Origin of the sequence: Acinetobacter sp. WCHAc060006, from assembly GCF_004209135.1 — a bacterium.
Lineage (GTDB): Bacteria > Pseudomonadota > Gammaproteobacteria > Pseudomonadales > Moraxellaceae > Acinetobacter > Acinetobacter cumulans.
Genome location: NZ_SGSS01000011.1, coordinates 76,590 through 95,886 on the forward strand (window position 1 = coordinate 76,590; position 19,297 = coordinate 95,886).

The 19,297-nt window shown below is 41.9% G+C and carries 18 protein-coding genes; 7 read left to right on the forward strand and 11 right to left on the reverse strand.

Going from position 1 to position 19,297, the window contains the following annotated elements; all coding sequences use genetic code 11:
- Position 1: 1 nt before the first annotated feature.
- A complete protein-coding gene (locus EXE29_RS08625; RefSeq protein ID WP_120364489.1) occupies positions 2–598 on the reverse strand; it encodes an LOG family protein in 597 nt (198 codons plus the stop codon).
- Between the two features lie 154 nt (positions 599–752).
- On the opposite strand from EXE29_RS08625, the gene EXE29_RS08630 reads away from it, so the two are divergent.
- Positions 753–1,766, forward strand: coding sequence for a CorA family divalent cation transporter (locus tag EXE29_RS08630; RefSeq protein WP_106984015.1), 1,014 nt, complete (start codon positions 753–755; stop codon positions 1,764–1,766).
- A gap of 134 nt (positions 1,767–1,900) precedes the next feature.
- On the opposite strand, the gene EXE29_RS08635 is transcribed toward EXE29_RS08630, so the two are convergent.
- The 9 genes from EXE29_RS08635 to dxs form a co-directional block, all read right to left on the reverse strand.
- Positions 1,901–2,188 carry an STAS domain-containing protein gene (locus tag EXE29_RS08635; RefSeq protein ID WP_106984014.1) on the reverse strand — a complete coding sequence of 96 codons (288 nt, stop codon included), beginning with the start codon at positions 2,186–2,188 and terminating at the stop codon, positions 1,901–1,903.
- Between the two features lie 11 nt (positions 2,189–2,199).
- Positions 2,200–2,835, reverse strand: coding sequence for an MlaC/ttg2D family ABC transporter substrate-binding protein (locus EXE29_RS08640; RefSeq protein ID WP_106984013.1), 636 nt, complete (start codon positions 2,833–2,835; stop codon positions 2,200–2,202).
- A gap of 19 nt (positions 2,836–2,854) precedes the next feature.
- Positions 2,855–3,517, reverse strand: a complete 663-nt coding sequence (mlaD, locus tag EXE29_RS08645) for an outer membrane lipid asymmetry maintenance protein MlaD (protein ID WP_117007428.1) — start codon at positions 3,515–3,517, stop codon at positions 2,855–2,857.
- Positions 3,517–4,296: a lipid asymmetry maintenance ABC transporter permease subunit MlaE gene (mlaE, locus tag EXE29_RS08650; protein ID WP_106984011.1), complete on the reverse strand. Its 780-nt coding sequence runs from the start codon at positions 4,294–4,296 to the stop codon at positions 3,517–3,519. Before mlaE ends, mlaD begins: the two co-directional genes overlap by 1 nt.
- The gene (locus EXE29_RS08655) at positions 4,293–5,111 is read right to left on the reverse strand and encodes an ABC transporter ATP-binding protein (protein ID WP_120364474.1); all 819 of its coding nucleotides are present in this window, start codon (positions 5,109–5,111) and stop codon (positions 4,293–4,295) included. Before EXE29_RS08655 ends, mlaE begins: the two co-directional genes overlap by 4 nt.
- A 379-nt stretch (positions 5,112–5,490) precedes the next feature.
- A complete protein-coding gene (locus tag EXE29_RS08660; RefSeq protein WP_117007426.1) occupies positions 5,491–7,344 on the reverse strand; it encodes a DEAD/DEAH box helicase in 1,854 nt (617 codons plus the stop codon).
- 398 nt (positions 7,345–7,742) lie between these two features.
- Positions 7,743–8,306, reverse strand: coding sequence for a shikimate kinase (locus tag EXE29_RS08665; protein WP_117007425.1), 564 nt, complete (start codon positions 8,304–8,306; stop codon positions 7,743–7,745).
- 163 nt (positions 8,307–8,469) lie between these two features.
- Positions 8,470–9,300, reverse strand: coding sequence for an inositol monophosphatase family protein (locus EXE29_RS08670; RefSeq protein WP_106984007.1), 831 nt, complete (start codon positions 9,298–9,300; stop codon positions 8,470–8,472).
- Positions 9,301–9,430: 130 nt separating this feature from the next.
- Positions 9,431–11,323, reverse strand: a complete 1,893-nt coding sequence (dxs, locus tag EXE29_RS08675; RefSeq protein ID WP_120364475.1) for a 1-deoxy-D-xylulose-5-phosphate synthase — start codon at positions 11,321–11,323, stop codon at positions 9,431–9,433.
- A gap of 311 nt (positions 11,324–11,634) precedes the next feature.
- On the opposite strand from dxs, the gene ribA reads away from it, so the two are divergent.
- Together ribA and EXE29_RS08685 are read left to right on the forward strand one after the other, a co-directional pair.
- Entirely contained in the window at positions 11,635–12,237 is a 603-nt protein-coding gene (gene ribA / locus EXE29_RS08680; protein WP_106984005.1) for a GTP cyclohydrolase II, read from the forward strand.
- A gap of 38 nt (positions 12,238–12,275) precedes the next feature.
- Positions 12,276–12,746, forward strand: coding sequence for a DUF4844 domain-containing protein (locus tag EXE29_RS08685; protein ID WP_117007424.1), 471 nt, complete (start codon positions 12,276–12,278; stop codon positions 12,744–12,746).
- A 117-nt stretch (positions 12,747–12,863) separates the two neighbouring features.
- Here EXE29_RS08685 and hemN read toward each other — a convergent pair whose 3' ends face one another.
- The gene (hemN, locus tag EXE29_RS08690; protein WP_117007423.1) at positions 12,864–14,234 is read right to left on the reverse strand and encodes an oxygen-independent coproporphyrinogen III oxidase; all 1,371 of its coding nucleotides are present in this window, start codon (positions 14,232–14,234) and stop codon (positions 12,864–12,866) included.
- 246 nt (positions 14,235–14,480) lie between these two features.
- On the opposite strand from hemN, the gene hemF reads away from it, so the two are divergent.
- From hemF to EXE29_RS08710, 4 genes are all read left to right on the forward strand, one after another.
- Positions 14,481–15,422, forward strand: coding sequence for an oxygen-dependent coproporphyrinogen oxidase (hemF, locus tag EXE29_RS08695; RefSeq protein WP_106984003.1), 942 nt, complete (start codon positions 14,481–14,483; stop codon positions 15,420–15,422).
- Positions 15,423–15,792: 370 nt separating this feature from the next.
- Positions 15,793–15,999, forward strand: coding sequence for a hypothetical protein (locus EXE29_RS08700; protein WP_106984002.1), 207 nt, complete (start codon positions 15,793–15,795; stop codon positions 15,997–15,999).
- A 133-nt stretch (positions 16,000–16,132) separates the two neighbouring features.
- Positions 16,133–16,921: a shikimate dehydrogenase gene (gene aroE, locus EXE29_RS08705; protein ID WP_106984001.1), complete on the forward strand. Its 789-nt coding sequence runs from the start codon at positions 16,133–16,135 to the stop codon at positions 16,919–16,921.
- Positions 16,922–17,350: 429 nt separating this feature from the next.
- Positions 17,351–19,174 carry an acyl-CoA dehydrogenase C-terminal domain-containing protein gene (locus EXE29_RS08710; RefSeq protein ID WP_120364476.1) on the forward strand — a complete coding sequence of 608 codons (1,824 nt, stop codon included), beginning with the start codon at positions 17,351–17,353 and terminating at the stop codon, positions 19,172–19,174.
- The last annotated feature ends 123 nt before the right edge of the window (positions 19,175–19,297 follow it).

Sequence of the window (19,297 nt, forward strand, 5' to 3'; positions counted from 1 at the left end):
CTTAATGTTTCACCAAATCTTTTTGATCTGCCGCCATTCCCCATTTAGGTTGTGGCGCCGTATAGTGCATAAACTGCGTTAAAATATCTTCTATTTGATCGGATACCACCAAAGCATCTGCAAAACGGGTTTGCGTAAAACCTTTTTCCACTGTGAGCTGAATAAACTTAATTAAGTCCGTATAAAAATCATCAATATTTAAAAATGCGCAAGGTTTTAAGTGAATTCCCAATTGTGCCCAAGTCCACTGTTCAAAAATTTCTTCCAAGGTACCAGCACCACCAGGAATCGCAATAAAACCATCGGAGAGTTCCGACATTTTGGTCTTACGTTCATGCATATTTTGCACCACATGTAACTCTGTCAAATGTGGATGTGCGAGTTCACGGTCCACCAATTGCTTCGGAATCACGCCAATAACTTTACCGCCCGCCTGTAATACGCTGTCTGCAACAATGCCCATGAGACCTGAACGTCCTCCACCATATACCAAAGTGATCTGATGTTTTGCTAAGCTTTGCCCGACTTGAATGGCGATTTGCTCATAAACAGGGTCCGTACCTAAAGCTGAACCACAAAAAATTGCTATAGAATTCATCATCTCTCACCCTGTTATTGAATTGTCATGCTTGGAATCTAAACTTCGTTCAGATTTTTTAATAAAATAATCATTCGAGCAGTGTATTTCTAAGCATCCTTGTCTAAAATACACGCATTCATTTTTACATACTGCGCAAGGGAGAAAAGACGGCATGCTGGAAGCCTTTTACGCCACAGAGCGCGGTAGTTTAGAAGATACCACTGTCAATGGTGACTTCGATCTACATCAAGATTTGGTCTGGCTTGACCTCATTGCTCCATCTCAAGAAGAACAGCAATGGATCATGGATGCCTATGATCAAAATATGCCTACGCTTAAATCGCTAGAAGACATTTCCTCATCTGCACGATTCTACCGTGATGATGATGGCATTTTGCATATCAGTACGTATTTTTTAACGAAAAATAAAAACTTTCAGGTCGATGGCGAAACCGAAGAAAACTCCAGTATTTTAGCAACCGTGCAGACCGTTGCTTTCATTCTTCATAAAGAGCGCCTATTTACACTGCGCGGTGAAAAACTGGTGGCCTTCCGTGCTTTTCGTGCACGGGCGCGTCGTAATGACTATGAAATTGATTATAAAGATCCAACTTGGATTTTATTGGGCTTGCTGGAAGCCAAACTCGATGAGCTTGCGGATATCTTAGAAGATATCCACAAGGACTTGGAAAAATACTCCACAGAAGTGCTAAACAATCGTCACCGTGAAATGATTTTAGATTTAGATGACATGATCACGCGCTTGGCACAATTAGAAGACATGCTTGGTAAAGCACAGCTGTGTCTTATTGACTTACGTCGTGTCCTCACCTTCTTATCTCGTCCGCGTGCGCTTGGTAGCCATATTTACGATGCAGATATTCGAGAACTGAGTGAAGATGTACGCTCATTGGTAGAACATGATGCCTTCTTATTCCAAAAAGTACGCTTCTTGCTCGACACAACTTCAGGCTTCATTAATACCGAACAGAACGATACCATTCGTCGGTTCTCGATTTTACCAAGTATGCTTGCGCCTCCTATGCTGGTGGCCAGCATTTACGGCATGAATACCGATGTGCTCCCTTTCGCACATGGAACAACCAGCTTTATCGTGGTCAGCTTAATTTTAATTGCCTTCTTGATTGGCCCACTCATTTACTTCCGCTGGAAAAAATGGATTTAAGCACGCCTTGGCGCATTGCTTCAACCTGAAATACACAGCATGCTACAGATGAAATCACGATTTATCTGTAGCCCACAAAAAAGCGCCCTTAGGCGCTTTTTTTTATGAAGATCACTTTTAAATTACGATAGAATTTAAATAAGTTTCAAATCATGCTCTAAATGACAAGCTTGAATAATCTTCATCATTTTTTCAGGAACAGCTTTAAAGACTAGACCTTCTGCATTTGGTGTTTGTCTTAGCCAGCGAACCAATACCGCCAATGCTAAAGTACTACCATGCTCCAAAGCAGATAAATTCACTGTCATTGGATATTGTTGCTGTGTCTGAATAACTTTCAGCCCTTGAGCGTAATACTGTTCAGCATTACGATAATCAATTTTCCCAGTTACATGCAACTCTTGCGCAGTGAATTCAATCATCTTAAACCTGCTTATTTTTTCTTTTCAACAGCAGCTTCAGCATCAGGCTTGAAGTTCGCAATTGATTTATCCAAGTTACCGCCATTACGTTTTACAGTTGCCGCAAACTGATTACGGAATTGCAAGCCTAGGTCGATACCTGAAACGTTGATATTACGAATTTTCCATTGGCTACCTTTGTCAGCCAATTGGAACGATACTGGAATTTTTTCGCCATTGTTAATGAAGTCGATGGTCACAACAGGATTGGTTGGATTTGTCGACTTAAATGGACGCATGGTGTAGCTTTGGTTGCTGTATTTTGCAAAAGCAGAACCATAGTTTTCAATGAGCGTTTCACGGAAATTCTTTTCGAACTGAGCACGCTGTGCAGCAGTACTGTTCTGATTCGTTGCATAAGTACCCATCACAATACGTGTAAATGCTTGTGAATCAATATATGGGTCAAGATTTTGACGCACAATTGCTTTTACTGCTGCAGGGTTATTTTGCAGTTTAGATTGGTCCGCTTTCAAACGAGTGATCAACCCATCAGCCACTTTCTTAATAAATGCAGGTGGCGTTTCAGATGGTGCTGCAAAAGCGGTACCTGCAAGCATGGTCGAAAGTATGCTAGCTGTTAAGGTTTGTTTCACCAAAGTATTCACGTGTTTTCTCCTCAAAAAACTATTCTGTAAATGACGGTTCTGCATCTGCCGTAGTATCTGTCTCTTCAGCTTTAGCATCAGATGACTTACCAGCACCACCGGTTACAAATTTGGTAATTAAGTCTTCAATTTCCATCGTGCCCTGTGTGTTCACAATTTGAGAATCACGCTTCAAATAGTTCAAACCACCACCCGGTACAATTTTCAAATATTTCTCACCCAACAGACCGTTGGTTGCAACCATAATATAAGCATCTTCATCAATATTCGTGATGGACTTCATGTTAGCAATAAGTTGCTTTTCCATTTCTTTTTGTTGTGCTGGATCGGCCGCCTCATAATCCGAACTATAACGTAGCTCTTCTAAGGCATCTTTTTGCACTTGCTTTAATTGTTCTGGATTAAACGTTGTTAAGCTACCATCCATCGTAAGATGTACTGTCGCTAAACGCGTCATTGGATCGAGTGTAATTGAATCTACTTGTCCAATTTTAACACCACTCATTGCAACTTTTGCACGGGGTTTAATGCCATTCACATTTTCAAAAACAGCAGTCATTTCATAGCTGTCTTTTAAATTATTGCCCACCAAACCACTCACACGCATGGCCAAGAAAAATAAAGCAATACCAAATAAAATAACAAAAATGCCGACGGCCAGCTCACTCGTACGTGATTTCATTAAATACCTCCGAACATGACCGCAGTCAACACGAAATCAAAACCTAAAACACACAGCGACGAATACACCACTGTACGTGTTGTAGAAGTTGCAATACCTTCAGATGTTGGCTCACAAGCATAGCCTTGATACACCGCAATCCATGTACAAATTAGTGCGAACACAAAACTTTTAATAATTGTGCCGTTTAACACATCTTTAAAAAATTGCACGCTATTTTCGATACCACTCCAGTACGAACCTTCATCCGCACCCAAGAAGTCCACACCGACCAACTTACCGCCCATAATACCAACAGCGGCAAATATGACGGATAACATTGGAAGGCTAATAATGCCTGCCCACAAACGCGGTGAAATCACACGTTTCAAAGGGTCTACACCAATCATTTCCATACTTGATAGCTGTTCAGTGGCTTTCATTAAACCAATTTCAGCAGTTAATGCCGAGCCTGCACGGCCTGCAAACAATAAAGCCGCCACAACAGGTGCAAGTTCTCTTAACAATGTGAGTGCAACTGCAGTCCCCAGCATGGCTTCACTACCAAATGTAGACAAAATGCTATACATCTGTAGGCCCAAGACTGAACCAATAAATAAGCCAGATACAGTAATAATCAGCAGGGACAACACCCCAACACGATACATCTGATAAATAAACAGCTTTACCCCAAGCCATGTAGGCAAAGAGCATAAAATTTGCAACAACATAATAAATGCTGTGCCAATGCCTTGGACACGTTCAATGACGCGTCTACCTAATGCGGCAATTGCATTCATGAACGAACCTCTTGCGACAAATATGGCTGATGGCTAAATTGATAATCGACAGGACCATCGACTGAACCTGTAAGGAATTGACGTACAAAAGGTGAAGCATGTGCTTTCAGCTCAGCGGGAGTCCCCTCACCCTGAACTTTGCCTTCTGCAACCACATAAATATAATCGGCAATCGATAAGGTTTCTGCCACATCATGCGACACAATAATAGTGGTAAGATCCAAAGCTTCACGCAAAGAGCGAATTAAACGGGTTAATACACCCATCACAATTGGGTCTTGGCCTGCAAAGGGCTCATCATACATAATCAGCTCTGGATCAAGCGCAATTGCACGTGCCAATGCCACACGACGATTCATCCCGCCAGAGAGCTCTGCAGGCATAAACTGTTCTGTACCACGTAAACCTACAGATTCAAGCTTCAGAGAAACCAACTCTGATACTAAATGTTCAGGTAACTTCGTATGTGCACGGATTGGAAAGGCCACGTTTTCATACACGGACATATCGGTAAATAATGCACCGCTTTGGAAAAGCATGCCCATACGCGCACGTGCAGCGAATAATTCCTGGCGTGACATTTGGCCAATATTTTTACCATCTAGGAGGACTTCACCTGCATCGGGCACCAACTGACCACCAATAAGACGCAATAAGGTGGTTTTACCCGTACCTGACGGCCCCATAATAGCGGTGATTTGACCACGACGAATGGTTAAGCTGACATTGTCATAAATGACACGCTCTCCTCGCTTAAAACTCAAGTTTTTCACTTCAATGAGTGATTGAGCCTGAAGAGGTGTTTGATTATTCATAGCTGAGCTTATTCCTGCATTTTTTCAGCACGCATACTATAAAGGATTCAAGAACATAATGTTACCTTTCCATGTAACACAAGATGACTAAATTATAGTGTGTTTTTATTTTTTATTTTTTCAAAACTGGCGAAAACAAGGCGTACGAGTTTAAACCCAATGATTATAGACATAATAAACAATATTGCTTAAAAATAAAGCTAAACCGATATAAGGCATAAGCACCTCCAAAGAAGAAGCTTGTAAAAACCGCTTGCTAACATTCAACATAATTATCAAATAGAACAAGAAACATGATCAAGTATACATTTTATCAAAAAAAGGACAAATAAAAACCGGCGAATGGCCGGTTTTTATCTTTATTTCAGACGAAATTCAATTAGTCATTGAATTTGCGACCGCGTTCGCCATCTTCGCGACGTGGACGATCTGAATTAAATTCGCGACGTGGACGGTCATCACCAAAGCTACGTTTTGGGCGGTCACCGAAGCCACCTTCACGACGTGCTGGACGATCACCAAAATCACGTTTTGGACGGTCACCGAAAGAACCTTCACGACGTGGTTTGTAATCTACGCGATTGCCACGGTTGTCATCATTCGAGTCAAAACGTGGTTTATCGTTGAAGCCACCTTCGCGACGTGGACGATCATTGTTGAATTCACGACGTGGACGGTCTTCGAAACCACCTTCACGGCGTGGACGATCGTTGTTGAATTCACGACGTGGACGGTCTTCGAAACCACCTTCACGGCGTGGACGATCGTTGTTAAATTCGCGACGTGGACGGTCTTCGAAACCACCTTCACGGCGTGGACGATCGTTGTTGAATTCGCGACGTGGACGGTCTTCGAAACCACCTTCACGGCGTGGACGATCGTTGTTGAATTCGCGACGTGGACGGTCTTCACCACCGAATGAACGGCGTTCGCCATCACGGCCACCTTCACGACGTTTGAAGTTGCTTTCGCCTTCAAAACGACGACCGCCACCAAAACCGCCACGACCACCGCGACCACCGTCACGACGACCACGACCGCCATCACGGCTACCGCGTGCAGGAGGTGGAGATGGCTCAAGGCCTTCAATTTCAGAAACTTCTAAACGTGCATCTAGGTAATCTTCTAAAGCACGGATTTTACCGCGTTCACGGTAAGTTGCTAAAGTGATTGCTTTACCAGTACGGCCCGCACGACCTGTACGACCAATACGGTGTACATAGTCTTCGTTCTTCATTGGAAGACCAAAGTTAATTACGTGAGAGATTGTTGGTACGTCAAGACCACGTGCTGCAACGTCAGTTGCAACTAAGATTTTTGCACGACCTTCACGGATGCTACGTAAACGACGGTTACGTACAGTTTGTGGCATAGCACCGTGAAGCGCTACAACTGAGTGACCTGCTTCAGCAAGTTCTTCAGCCAACATATCTGTGTCTTCTTGAGTAGAAGCGAATACAACTGCTTGATCAAGATCTTCTTCGCTCAACCAGTGAGTAAGAAGTTTTTTCTTGTGCTCAAAACCATCAGTCCAGTGTAAAGTCTGAGTGATGTCTGTATTTGTTGTATGACCTGTTTCAATTGCAATACGTTCAGGTTCATTCATCATGCGTTCAGCAAGTGTAATGATACGTGGTGCAAAAGTTGCAGAGAACATTAATGTTTGTTTACGGTTCGCAGCCAAATCACTGATTGCTTCTAGGTCTTCAGAGAAACCAAGATCAAGCATACGGTCAGCTTCATCGACAATTAACGCGTCAACTTTGTCTAATTTAATTTGACGACGGTTTACCAAGTCAAGTAAACGACCTGGAGTCGCAACAACAACTTGCGCGCCTTTTAATTGTTGGATTTGTTTACCAAAAGGCATACCACCCATAATTGCAGCAATACGAACACCTTTCATGTGACGTACGAATGCAATTGCGTCTTGACTCACTTGTTGAGCCAACTCACGCGTTGGACATAAAACCAAAATATTAGGTTGAGTAATCGCTTTCATACGTTCTTTAAACGGTACGAAAGTATCTTGGTCAGCTAATGCATTTAAAGTTGGGAGTAAGAATGCAGCTGTTTTACCAGAACCTGTTTGGCTTGATACTAAAAGGTCTTTACCTTCTAAAGCCGCAGGAATTGATTGCTCTTGTACAGGAGTTGGCGCAGTAAAACCTAAGCTTTGTAGAGCTTGTTGCAGGGACTCGTGTAGAGGAAATTCAGCAAAAGTTTTGCTCATAGAGTTTTTCACCCGAAAAATGGGTGCTCCATTAAAATAAAGTCAATTGGACATCGGCAAAAAGCGGTACAGCAATAAACGCTGACAATCTAAGATTCAGCGGCGATCCGAGTAACGACGATGTGATATAACGCACGCATGATTACGGCTAAACCTGAAGGAATCGCTAAAGCGATTGGGGCGCGAGATATCGTCCTCTCTTTGGACCGCACGCGCATACACAATGATTTGAAGAGAAATGTTCAGGTAATGAACGAAAATAAGTGCGTGGGCGGATTATATCAGAATAATTTTAAAAGTCATCCTTTTTAGTCAACTTGAAACAACAAATTCAAAAAACATATATTTATTTGCTGTCTATCATGTAAAAATTTGACCGATAGATACTTCAAACTTTATTAAAGTACTCCTTTATTCAACCCTTTAGGCGCCGCGAGAAGTGTCATTAAAAAATTAACAATATTTTCTGGTGTATCGTGGGTAATGACCCGTGTACACGCGAAAGAAGCATATTGATCAAAACGCTGTGAAATTTTTAAGCATTCTTTTTCAGGATCTGCCTGAAGATATGCTCTGTTTAATTGCCTCTGCACAATAAGATCAATACATTGTTTTTTATCTAATGATGGTAAAAATACATAGGTCTGTGCTTCAGCTAACAGTTGATGCTTAATGGTCTTATATTCTGCATCCTGATCTAGTGCATAGGTCATAAACCCAGATGAACACACTAAAATGACAGATTGTTCTGGCTGAATTGATCTTCGCAGTTGTTGATACAAAGTGATATTACGGCGTGCATAGGCCAAATAGCCGTGCTGTTGAATATATAAAGAGATATCCCCTTCCATTTTTAGGAAATATTCATCCAAATCTATACAGACAGCCCCTATTTTAGGAGCAAGTTGCTTTGCGATCGTTGTTTTGCCTGCACCGCCAGGCCCAATAAACTGAATTAACATATTCTGCACTCTAGTTGGAGATGGGCTATTCAAACACCTGCTCAAGCTCTGTCATTTTTTATTTCTTAGATTTATTATTTTTATCAGTCTAAATATAAGCCCAATAAAAAACCCTCATCAATGAGGGTTTTTTTAAACTCGAACTACAGATAAGTTGAATAACTTATTTAGCAGCTTCGCCCCAAGCAGGAACTACAGCTTGCATTAATGGTTTTAACATTTTCATAGAACATGCGATCACTTGACCGTTTTCCATAGAATCTGAACCGCCACGTGCATCTACTACAGTACCGCCCGCTTCTTTCACAATCAGCTCACCTGCAGCGATATCCCAAGGCTTTAAGCCAAGTTCAAAGTAGCCATCTAAACGGCCAGCAGCCACATAAGCTAAATCAAGGGCAGCAGAACCGGCACGGCGGTATTGAGCACCTGCTTCAGTTACATTTAATAATGAATCGAAGTGATTTTTTGCATAAGACACTACTTCACCATTACGGACTTTACGGTAAGCATGGCCTACACCCATAAAGGTATTTTCTAAGCTGTCTTTTACATTTACACGAATACGGCGTTGGTTCAACATTGCGCCACGACCACGGCTTGCAGAGAATAACTCATCTTTTACAGGGTCATAAATAACACCGTGTTGAGTTACACCTTTATGTTGAACAGCAATAGATACACAGAAATGTGGGAAACCATTAATAAAGTTTAAAGTGCCATCAAGTGGGTCAATAATCCAACACCAATCAGCGTCATGACCTTTGCCTTCTTGAAGACCAAACTCTTCACCTAGGAAGCTGTGGTTTTTATAGCTTTTACGAAGCGTGTCGATAGTCAACTGCTCAATGTAGCGATCTACACGTGTTACAGGACCGTCGATGCCTTTTTCTTCAACTTGCAAATCGAGTTTATGACGATTTTGATGCGCTTTTAAAAGCTCTTGACCAACTAATTGAGCCGCACGCGCAGCCATCACCACCATAGGTTCCATTGAACACCCACTACAAATTTGAAGACACTGATAAAGAATAATGCATAAAAGCCCGTACATTTTAGCAAATATACGGGCTTTTAGGCAAAAAAATGTTTCTAAACGTATTTAAAAAAATAAATTCAGCGATTTAAGCGAGTTTCGACCACGCACGTTGTACTGATTTTTCAATACCTTCGGCATCAAGGCCAGCTAATTGCAACATTTGTCCATGTGAGGCTTGATGTAAAAATTCATCTGCCAAACCTAAGTTCAATGTTGGTTTCACAATACCTGCCTTCGCGAGATATTCATTCACTGCACTACCCGCACCCGCCATTACAGCATGCTCTTCAACCGTCACAAATAAAGCCGTGCTATCTGCAAGACGATCCAATAATGCTTCATCTAATGGTTTCACATAACGCATATTGACGATACGAACCGCTAAACCTTGTGTTGCTAAGGCTTGTGCAGCTTCAAAAGCAGGCTGTACACGACTACCAAACGCTAAGATTGAAATGCTTGGGCCTGCCGCCTCATTAAAGCTTGCTAAAACTTCTGCTTCGCCAATGTTCATGGCCTGAAGTTCGCTTTGGATACTTACCCCTAAACCATTACCACGTGGGTAACGTACTGCTGTTGGGCCTGGATATAAATATGCCGTATGAAGCATTTGGCGACATTCATTTTCATCTTTTGGCGCCATGATCACCATATTCGGAATGGTACGCATATAAGCGTAGTCATAGGCACCCGCATGGGTTGGGCCATCCTCGCCCACCAAACCTGCACGGTCAATCCCAAAAGTCACATCAAGGTTTTGTAATGCAACATCATGGATAAGCTGGTCATAACCACGTTGTAAGAAGGTGGAATAAATCGCGACAACAGGTTTTAAACCTTCACATGCCATACCTGCAGCCAAAGTGACCGCATGTTGTTCTGCAATAGCGACATCAAAATAACGCTGTGGAAAATCTTGGGCAAATTTTACCATGCCGGAACCTTCACACATTGCAGGTGTAATCGCGATTAAGCGCTCATCTTGTGCCGCTTCATCACATAGCCACTGACCAAATACATCTGAATATTTTGGCGCAGTTGTAGACGATGCGGGTGCGTTAAGTTTACTAATCGCATGATATTTGATTTGATCCGCTTCTGCTGGTGCAAAACCTTTGCCCTTTTTGGTATAGACATGTACCAAACGTGGACCTTTGCGCTTTTTCACTGCTTCAAAAACTTGAGTCAGTTGCACAACATCATGGCCATCAAAAGGGCCAAAATAATCAAAACCAATGGCTTTAAATAGATTGTCCGCCGCATCTGTGGCTGCGCTGTGTAAACGTGAGTTATAAGTCCATTCAGGATGAGGCTGTAGATAAGCCTCGCCCTGTTCGGTGATATTGACTGACTCACCTTTGCCCCAAATGGCTGCCAAGTGTTTGGCAAAACCACCTGTGCTACATGAAATCGACATATCGTTGTCATTCAATACAACAATTAAATCTGCATCATGTGCAACTGCATCGTTCATGGCTTCAAAGGCCATACCCGCAGTCATTGCGCCATCCCCTACAATAGCAACAACTTCACAAGGATCTTTTTGGTAACGGCGTGCCAATGACATGCCTAAACCTGCAGAAATTGCCGTTGAAGAATGGCCTACGCCAAATGTGTCGTACTCTGACTCTTCACGCGCAGGAAAGGCCGCTAAGCCATCTTTAGCACGAATAGTAACGAGTTGTTCACGGCGCCCTGTTAGCGCTTTATGTGGATAGGCTTGATGCCCCACATCCCAAATCAGGCGATCGCGTGGTGTGTTAAAACAGTAATGCAACGCAACGGTCAATTCAATCACGCCAAGATTTGCGCCAAAGTGTCCGCCGCTTTGTCCTGCTGCATATATAATAAATTGACGTAACTCATCCGCCACTTGTTCGAGCTGCGTGCTTTCAAGCAGACGGAGCTGTTGAGGTAGCTCAATGCTGTCCAGCAGCGATGTAATGGGGCGATGAGACGGTATTTCTGTATACAGCATAATATGGCAAAGCCTTCTAAAGCCTGGCAAATCCTAAGCTAGGTCAAATGGATATTCGATGATTATATCGAATTGTATCACCTTCAATCAGCCATATTTCTAGCGATGCAATTTTAAGTTCAACTCAAAATTGGGTGTTATGTTTAAGTGTAGGAGATTATCCTGAATAATCTGACTATTTATCAACTATTATCGTTCTCTTTATGCAAAAAAAGAAAATGTTCTGCACAAAATCGTAACTGCAATTCTACCAATGTCCAAGCATTACGCTATACTTTAAACAATTTACAATCAATTATTCGGGTTTGACTGTGCCTATAGAATTTGTCGCGACTTCCAGATTACCGACCGCTTTTGGTGAATTTAAAATTTCAGTATTTCAAGACCCACACACCGGCGAAGAACATGTCGCACTCTCTAAAGGCTTAGAAACCGCACCAACGGGTGCTGTTTTAGTTCGCATTCATTCAGAATGTTTAACAGGTGATGCCTTTGCATCACTCAAGTGTGACTGTGGTCCACAACTACAAGCAACACAACAACTGATTAATGATGCAGGTCAAGGCGTAATTTTATATTTACGTCAGGAAGGTCGCGGTATTGGTCTTACCAATAAAATCCGTGCTTATGCCCTACAAGATCAAGGTCATGACACTGTAGATGCAAACCTTATGTTGAATTTACCTGCGGATGCACGTACTTACGATATGTGTAGCATTATGCTGGCGCATTTACAGGTCAACGAAGTCCGCCTCATTACCAATAATCCGTTAAAACTTAAAGCATTAACAGACCTCGGCATTAATGTGGTAGACCGTGTTCCGCTTACAGTGGGTTTAAATAAATTCAATGAAGAATATTTAAAAACCAAACATGATCGGATGTCGCACATGTACGATAAAGATGATTTTTAAATAAAAGCATGAATTAAGAATAATCGGAGATTGAACACATGAAGCTAACCACGATTCTATTTGTGTTCAGTCTCTTCTTATTTGCCAACGTGTGTAAAGCCGATCTAGCACCAGCAAATGCCCAAAACACGCAAGCACCCACCATTCAAAAACTACAACAATTTCAGACGAACAATCGTTTTGCTTATGGCAGCGCTTCTGATGCAACATTACAAGAGCACATTTTAAAAAATCACATTAATCAATCTATTGAAAGTACACGACAAGCATTTATCCGTCTCTATCAAAGCAATAGCCAACCAAGTAAACAACAGTTATTACACATCTTATCCAATGGGATTAACCAAATAGATCCAAACAGTTTATATACTGATGATCGCGAGCAAGTTGCGACTATTTTTGAAAATTTTTTAGATGTTATTGGCTTAGAAAGTTCAGACGGAATACTCAACACATGGATATATGGCAAAGAAATTACTGACCTGATTACCAAACCTAAAATGCAATGACGACAAATCGATGTGAAGCATCCATTTTTTACTCGGCAATATTTTTCTTTTGCTAAACACATCTCCCTCTCTGCAATCAGAACGGGAGACTTAGCAATCTTCTCTCCAAAGTGAAAATCAAATCGTCATCGAGAATATCTGAGTTTCAGGTTTTCTTCGTTTTAAATGTAAATCAAACGCCATACAAATATTTCTTACGAAGGGCTTACCTTGCTCCGTAATCACAATTTGATCCTGTTCTATCTGCAATAAGCCATCTTGCTCCATCTCTACCAGTTGCTGAATGACATCTTCCCGTTCAGGAAAATCCATCGTCTGGTCAGCCCATGAGGTTTGAAACGCACACATTAAATTCAAAATATGCTTACGAATTTTTAAATCTTCCGCACTCAACACATGGCCTTTCACCACTGGAATTTGATGATTTTCCAGACATGCATAATATGCATCTATATTCTTTTCATTTTGTGCAAAGCTATACCAACTGTCGCTGATCGAAGATACCCCCAAGCCAATCATGACTTGTGTTTTAGATGCGGTATAGCCCATAAAATTACGGTGTAAAGCCTGCGCCTGAAACGCCTGATACATTGGATCGGTGCTTAATGCAAAATGATCCATACCAATTTCATGGTAACCATGCGCCAATAATGCTTTTTTGCCCTCTTCATAGCACTGACGTTTCATTTCATCCTTAGGCACATCAGCATCTTTAAAACCGCGTTGCCCATTGCCTTTAATCCATGGCACATGCGCATAACTATAAAATGCCAAACGGTCTGGCATTAAGCGTGTGGTCTGCTCAATGGTATTCAATACATCTTCGAGCTGTTGAAAAGGCAAGCCAAAAACCAAGTCATGGGAAATTGAGCTATAGCCAATCTCTCTTGCCCAAGTGGTCGCACGCTCTACATGGGCAAAGGGTTGGATACGGTGAATCGCTTTTTGTACATTTTCATTGTAGTCCTGTACCCCGTAGCTAACACGACGAAAGCCCACATCATATAGTGCTTGTAAGTGCTCACGCGTAGTATTGTTGGGGTGACCTTCAAAACTAAATTCATGCTCAGGTGCTACATCTGAATCGGCTAAAATCCCTTGAATTAACTGTGTTAAATGTTCAGGAGCAAAAAACGTAGGCGTCCCACCGCCCAAATGAATTTCTTTAATGACAGGTCGTTCGACCAATAATTGGCGGTACAGCGCCCACTCTCTGAGCACCGCCTGAATATAAGGCTGTTCAACTTCATGCTTTTTTGTGACTTTCTTATGGCAACCACAGAAGGTACACAAGCTTTCACAAAATGGCAGATGAATGTATAAACTGATGCCTTCAGTTGCATTGGATGCATCAAAGGATTGTTTTAGTGTGTGTTTCCATGCCTCTGATGAAAATGAAGTTTCATCCCAATAAGGTACGGTTGGATAACTGGTATAGCGTGGCCCGGGCACATTATATTTTTGGATGAGTGATGTTGCCTGTTGCATATCCACAGCCTTAACAAAAAACGAAATTGCATTTAATGCTATTTTGCTTGGCTTATCAGGTGAATTCAACCTAGCCATTTAGTCGGAATAAGCCAGCAGAGCTTCATACAAAATGCCCTTCCGACGACTTAAATTTTGACCTACTTTCAGTTTTTCCGATGCTCAAGATTGGCAAAAAAACCTTAAGTTTTTAGACATTTTATGTTTTGATATTCCTAGTCATTATATAAATCAATGAGAGTGGCAATGTCACATCCAACTTCAGCGGATATACAACGTGTCCGAGATTTCCTTTGCGATTTGCAAGCCCGCATTTGTACGGCACTAGAGCAACAAGAACATGCTGGTGGTGGCCAAGCCGAGTTTGTTATTGATGATTGGCAACGTCCTGAAGGTGGTGGTGGTCGATCCCGTGTGCTGCAAAATGGAACCGTGATTGAAAAAGGCGGTGTGATGTTCTCCCACATCCAGATCTCTAAGCTCCCTGCCTCGGCAACAGAGCGTCACCCACAAATTGCAGGTGCGAAAGCACAAGCGATGGGCGTATCACTGGTCATTCATCCGAAAAATCCAAATGTACCCACCTCGCATGCCAATGTTCGATTATTTGTCGCCGAAAAAGAAGGCCAAGACCCAATTTGGTGGTTTGGTGGTGGTTTTGACTTAACGCCTTTTTATCCTAATGAACAAGATGTCCTGAGCTGGCATCAAACAGCCCACGACTTGTGTGCACCATTTGGCGATAACGTTTATGCCGAACATAAACAGTGGTGTGATGATTACTTCTACTTAAAGCATCGCGATGAACAGCGTGGTGTAGGTGGCTTGTTCTTTGATGATTTGAATCAATGGGACTTTGAGACATGCTTTAAATACATGCAAGCTGTGGGTAATGGCTACCTTGAAGCGATTTTACCCATCTTTGAACGTAACCGTGACAAGCCCTACAGCGAAGCACAGCGAGACTTCCAACTGTACCGTCGTGGACGCTATGTCGAATATAACTTAGTGTATGACCGAGGCACCTTGTTTGGCTTACAAACGGGTGGGCGCATTGAGTCCATCTTGGTCAGCATGCCTCCACTGGCAGGTTGGTCGTACCGTCCAGAATGGGATGCAGATTCTGCTGAGAAAAAACTCACAGACTATTATTTAAAACCACAAGACTGGTTAAACACGCTGAAATAAGTTTTTGTATCCCCGTCTGCTTTAAATACAATCAAGCCTCCAACTCTTGGAGGCTTTTTTACATAGACTGAAAATCCATTACCAAACTGAGCGCTTAACATAGACATCAAAGATCAGCTTCAATTTGAGCTCCCGACTCCCCCTTACTTATTTACCTTTGATGTACACAATATAGACTCAACGTTGGCAGTCCTTGCGATTAACCTACATCTATTATCGTCGAGTGCTGTACTATGAATGCTCAAGTCATCATCATGACTTTAGAGTGTTGAAGATCTATCCTGATGAAATATGCCTCATCATCAAAATGATATTGTCATGATTGCAATCTATGATCTTCTCCTCCTACAGATCAAACGCAGGAAATAGCATGAATATCATCAAAACCCATTCCACACTATTCAGCTTTTGGGGATTTATCGTCCTTATGCTCACAGCTATCAGTATCGCGCTTTTTTCTGAAAGCCAGTTTAATGATCAATTTGCTTATAGCACGATGCCGATCGCATTGATTGGGATTCTTTTGAGCGCTTCTTTTTTAGCTATTGATGCCATATTTGAGCTTTGCAACTCTTAAATACAGCAAAAATTACCCAATAACAGAATGAAGAATCACAAAGCAAAGCTTGGGCTGAAATTTTGATTAAAGCTTTAGACTGACGCATAATTGCCGTATATTGATGCACATTTCTCCACATGGATTTTGTGCGATGAGCAAGCAATTTGCCGTGATCGGCCATCCAATTGAACAATCTCGTTCTCCAGAACTGCACCATGCCTTTGCCCAAAAAATGGGTATCGACCTGAATTATGCGAAACGCCTTGCACCACTCGATGGCTTTGATGCCAGCATGCAAGATTTTTTCGCACAAGGCGGGCTTGGGATGAATGTGACTGTTCCATTTAAAGAACAAGCTTTTAATGCCTGCACGGTGCTTACTGAGCGTGCAAAAATTGCCAAAGCTGTAAATACCCTTTGGATGCAGAATGGTCAATTACATGGTGACAATACCGACGGCCAAGGGCTGGTCGAAGCCATCCTTGCCTTAGGGTGGAACTTAGCACAAAGTCGTATTTTAATTATTGGTGCAGGTGGCGCAACGCGTGGCGTGATCTACCCACTTGTTCAAGCGGGTGCGCAAAAAATTGTGATTGCAAACCGCACCTTGGCACGTGCCGAACAACTGGTTGCAGATCTAAAAGATGCAGTCCCAAATACTGAACTCAGTGCGGTTGAATTGCATGACTTAGATGGCGATTTTGATCTGGTCATCAATGCAACGTCTGCAAGCCTTTCTGGCGATGCGCTGGTTTTGCCTGAAACTTTACAATTTAAATATGCTTATGAAATGGCATACGGCAAAGCATCAAGCTTTTTGGATCAAGCCAAAGCGCGTGGTGTGCCGACATCTGAAGGTTTTGGTATGTTGGTCGGACAAGCGATTGAATCCTTCCGCATTTGGCATGGCGTCAAACCAAACTTAAAAGATTTTCTGTAATTTAGGCTTTTCCTAATATCAAAAAAATGTGCTATTGCCCTGTGATTTATGCAGGTGCAATGGCGCATATTTGTTGGGCCGTGGGGCATTTACACAATTTTTCCCATGCAGTCATTTTGATCATAATGACAAAAATAAAATGAGTTCATGCGATCTTCATTCAAAACTTTAAATACCCATACACAGTCAGCATATAATTAAATATACATCTGTTTTATATTGTTTTATCTCATTAAAAATAATCATTAATTCAATATTTTTTGATTTTTTGTTGTAATTAAACCAACAATTGTATTGCAAAAATATTTCAGCAATTCGCATTTCTGACAGTTTGATCAGTCTATGCTATCAATGTAATTTAATCATTATTGTGAATAATCAAATCATCGAACCAGATAATCCAAAACTATTTTAAATTAGGATTAAATTATGCCTGCTTATAAAGCTCCTTTACACGACATTCGTTTCTTAATGAACGAAGTATTCGACTTCCCTGCACATTTTAAAACTTTATCTAACGGTGACCTTGCAGACGCTGACACTGTAGACATGATTTTAGAAGGTGCTGCCGATTTTTGTGAAAATGTACTTTCTCCTCTAAACCAAAGTGGTGATGAAGAAGGCTGTCACTTTGAAAATGGTGAAGTAAAAACACCAAAAGGTTTTAAAGACGCGTACGACCAATTTGTTCAAGGTGGTTGGCAAGGTCTGTCTTATCCAGAAGAATTTGGTGGTCAAGGCTTACCAATGTCGCTTAACCTGATCAAATCTGAAATGATGGGTACAGCGAACTGGTCATTTACCATGTACCCTGGCCTCAGCATGGGCTGCATGAACACCATCATGCAATTTGGTACAGAAGAACAAAAAAATACCTATATGCCTCACCTCACTGCAGGTACTTGGTCGGGCACAATGTGCTTAACTGAACCTCAATGTGGTACAGATTTGGGCCAAGTAAAAACCAAAGCTGAGCCAAATGCTGACGGTACTTATGCCATTACAGGTACAAAAATCTTTATTTCTGCAGGTGAGCATGACCTAACAGAAAACATTATTCATATTGTGCTTGCTCGCCTTCCAGATGCACCTGCAGGCACACGCGGTATTTCTCTGTTCATCGTTCCTAAGTTCATTCCAACTGCAGATGGTGGTGTAGGTGAACGTAACCCTGTGACTTGTGGTTCTATTGAACACAAAATGGGGATCCGCGCTTCTGCAACAGCTGTACTGAACTTTGACAGTGCAAAAGGCTACTTGATTGGTGAAATGCACAAAGGTTTACATGCTATGTTTACCTTCATGAATACAGCCCGCATTGGTACGGCGGTACAAGGTTTGGCACATGCTGAATTGGCATTCCAAGGTGCATTACCATACGCGAAAGACCGTATGTCTATGCGTGCGCTATCTGGTAAAAAAGATCCAGAGAAAGTAGCTGATGCAATTATTCACCATGCGGACGTACGCCGTATGCTGTTAACTCAAAAAGCCATTGCTGAAGGTGGCCGTGCCATGATTTATCATGCTGCACAGTTGGCAGACAAAATGGCAGATTCTTTAGCTCAAGGCAATCAAGCAAAATTCGAAGAATATGATGACAAGCTTGGTTTCTATACCCCAATCTTGAAAGGTTTCTTAACTGAATTGGGTTATGAAGCGGCGAATCATGGTATGCAAGTTTACGGCGGTCATGGTTATATTAAAGAATGGGGCATGGAGCAAATCGTACGTGACTCACGTATTTCAACCCTATACGAAGGTACAACTGGCGTACAAGCACTGGATTTAATTGGTCGTAAAGTGTTGTTATCGTCTAAAGGTAAAGTCGTACGTGACTATACTGCTGAAATCTTAAAATTCTGTGGCGTACATGCACGCAATAAATATATGCGTCGTTTTGCATGGGATTTAACTAAAATCTGTGCACAGTGGAACGCATTGACTGTTCGTATTATGTTGGCTGCACGTAAAGACCGCGACATCGTATCGTCTGCATCTGTCGATTACTTGATGTTCTCTGGCTATGCCATGATGGCATTCTACTGGGCGCAACAAGCTGCCGTTGCTTCTGCAAAACTGGCTTCTGGCGAAGGTCAAGAAGTACCAGAGTTCTATAAAGCAAAAATCAAATTGGCAGACTTCTATTTCGAACGCCTATTGCCACGTACACAAGGTCATGCTGAAGCGATGGTGAACCCATCTAAAACAATGACATCTTTAGCACCAGAGCATTTCAGTTTCGACTATTAATTTGTTGTTATAAAAAAGACCGCTTCCGCGGTCTTTTTTATGCTCATTACTTTTAAATTCTAAGCAAATAAAGCAGAGCGCATTCCTTCTTAAAAACTCATATCCATAAAACGTCAAAAGACG

Coding starts and splice junctions, on each gene's coding strand:
- mlaD (WP_117007428.1), bottom strand. CDS start 3,517: ATGAAATCACGTACGAGTGAGCTGGCCGTCGGCATTTTTGTTATTTTA.
- EXE29_RS08655 (WP_120364474.1), bottom strand. CDS start 5,111: ATGAATAATCAAACACCTCTTCAGGCTCAATCACTCATTGAAGTGAAA.
- EXE29_RS08665 (WP_117007425.1), bottom strand. CDS start 8,306: ATGTTAATTCAGTTTATTGGGCCTGGCGGTGCAGGCAAAACAACGATC.
- EXE29_RS08635 (WP_106984014.1), bottom strand. CDS start 2,188: ATGATTGAATTCACTGCGCAAGAGTTGCATGTAACTGGGAAAATTGAT.
- EXE29_RS08700 (WP_106984002.1), top strand. CDS start 15,793: ATGAATATCATCAAAACCCATTCCACACTATTCAGCTTTTGGGGATTT.
- EXE29_RS08625 (WP_120364489.1), bottom strand. CDS start 598: ATGAATTCTATAGCAATTTTTTGTGGTTCAGCTTTAGGTACGGACCCT.
- dxs (WP_120364475.1), bottom strand. CDS start 11,323: ATGCTGTATACAGAAATACCGTCTCATCGCCCCATTACATCGCTGCTG.
- hemN (WP_117007423.1), bottom strand. CDS start 14,234: ATGCAACAGGCAACATCACTCATCCAAAAATATAATGTGCCCGGGCCA.
- EXE29_RS08670 (WP_106984007.1), bottom strand. CDS start 9,300: ATGGAACCTATGGTGGTGATGGCTGCGCGTGCGGCTCAATTAGTTGGT.
- aroE (WP_106984001.1), top strand. CDS start 16,133: ATGAGCAAGCAATTTGCCGTGATCGGCCATCCAATTGAACAATCTCGT.
- hemF (WP_106984003.1), top strand. CDS start 14,481: ATGTCACATCCAACTTCAGCGGATATACAACGTGTCCGAGATTTCCTT.
- EXE29_RS08685 (WP_117007424.1), top strand. CDS start 12,276: ATGAAGCTAACCACGATTCTATTTGTGTTCAGTCTCTTCTTATTTGCC.
- EXE29_RS08660 (WP_117007426.1), bottom strand. CDS start 7,344: ATGAGCAAAACTTTTGCTGAATTTCCTCTACACGAGTCCCTGCAACAA.
- EXE29_RS08710 (WP_120364476.1), top strand. CDS start 17,351: ATGCCTGCTTATAAAGCTCCTTTACACGACATTCGTTTCTTAATGAAC.
- EXE29_RS08630 (WP_106984015.1), top strand. CDS start 753: ATGCTGGAAGCCTTTTACGCCACAGAGCGCGGTAGTTTAGAAGATACC.
- mlaE (WP_106984011.1), bottom strand. CDS start 4,296: ATGAATGCAATTGCCGCATTAGGTAGACGCGTCATTGAACGTGTCCAA.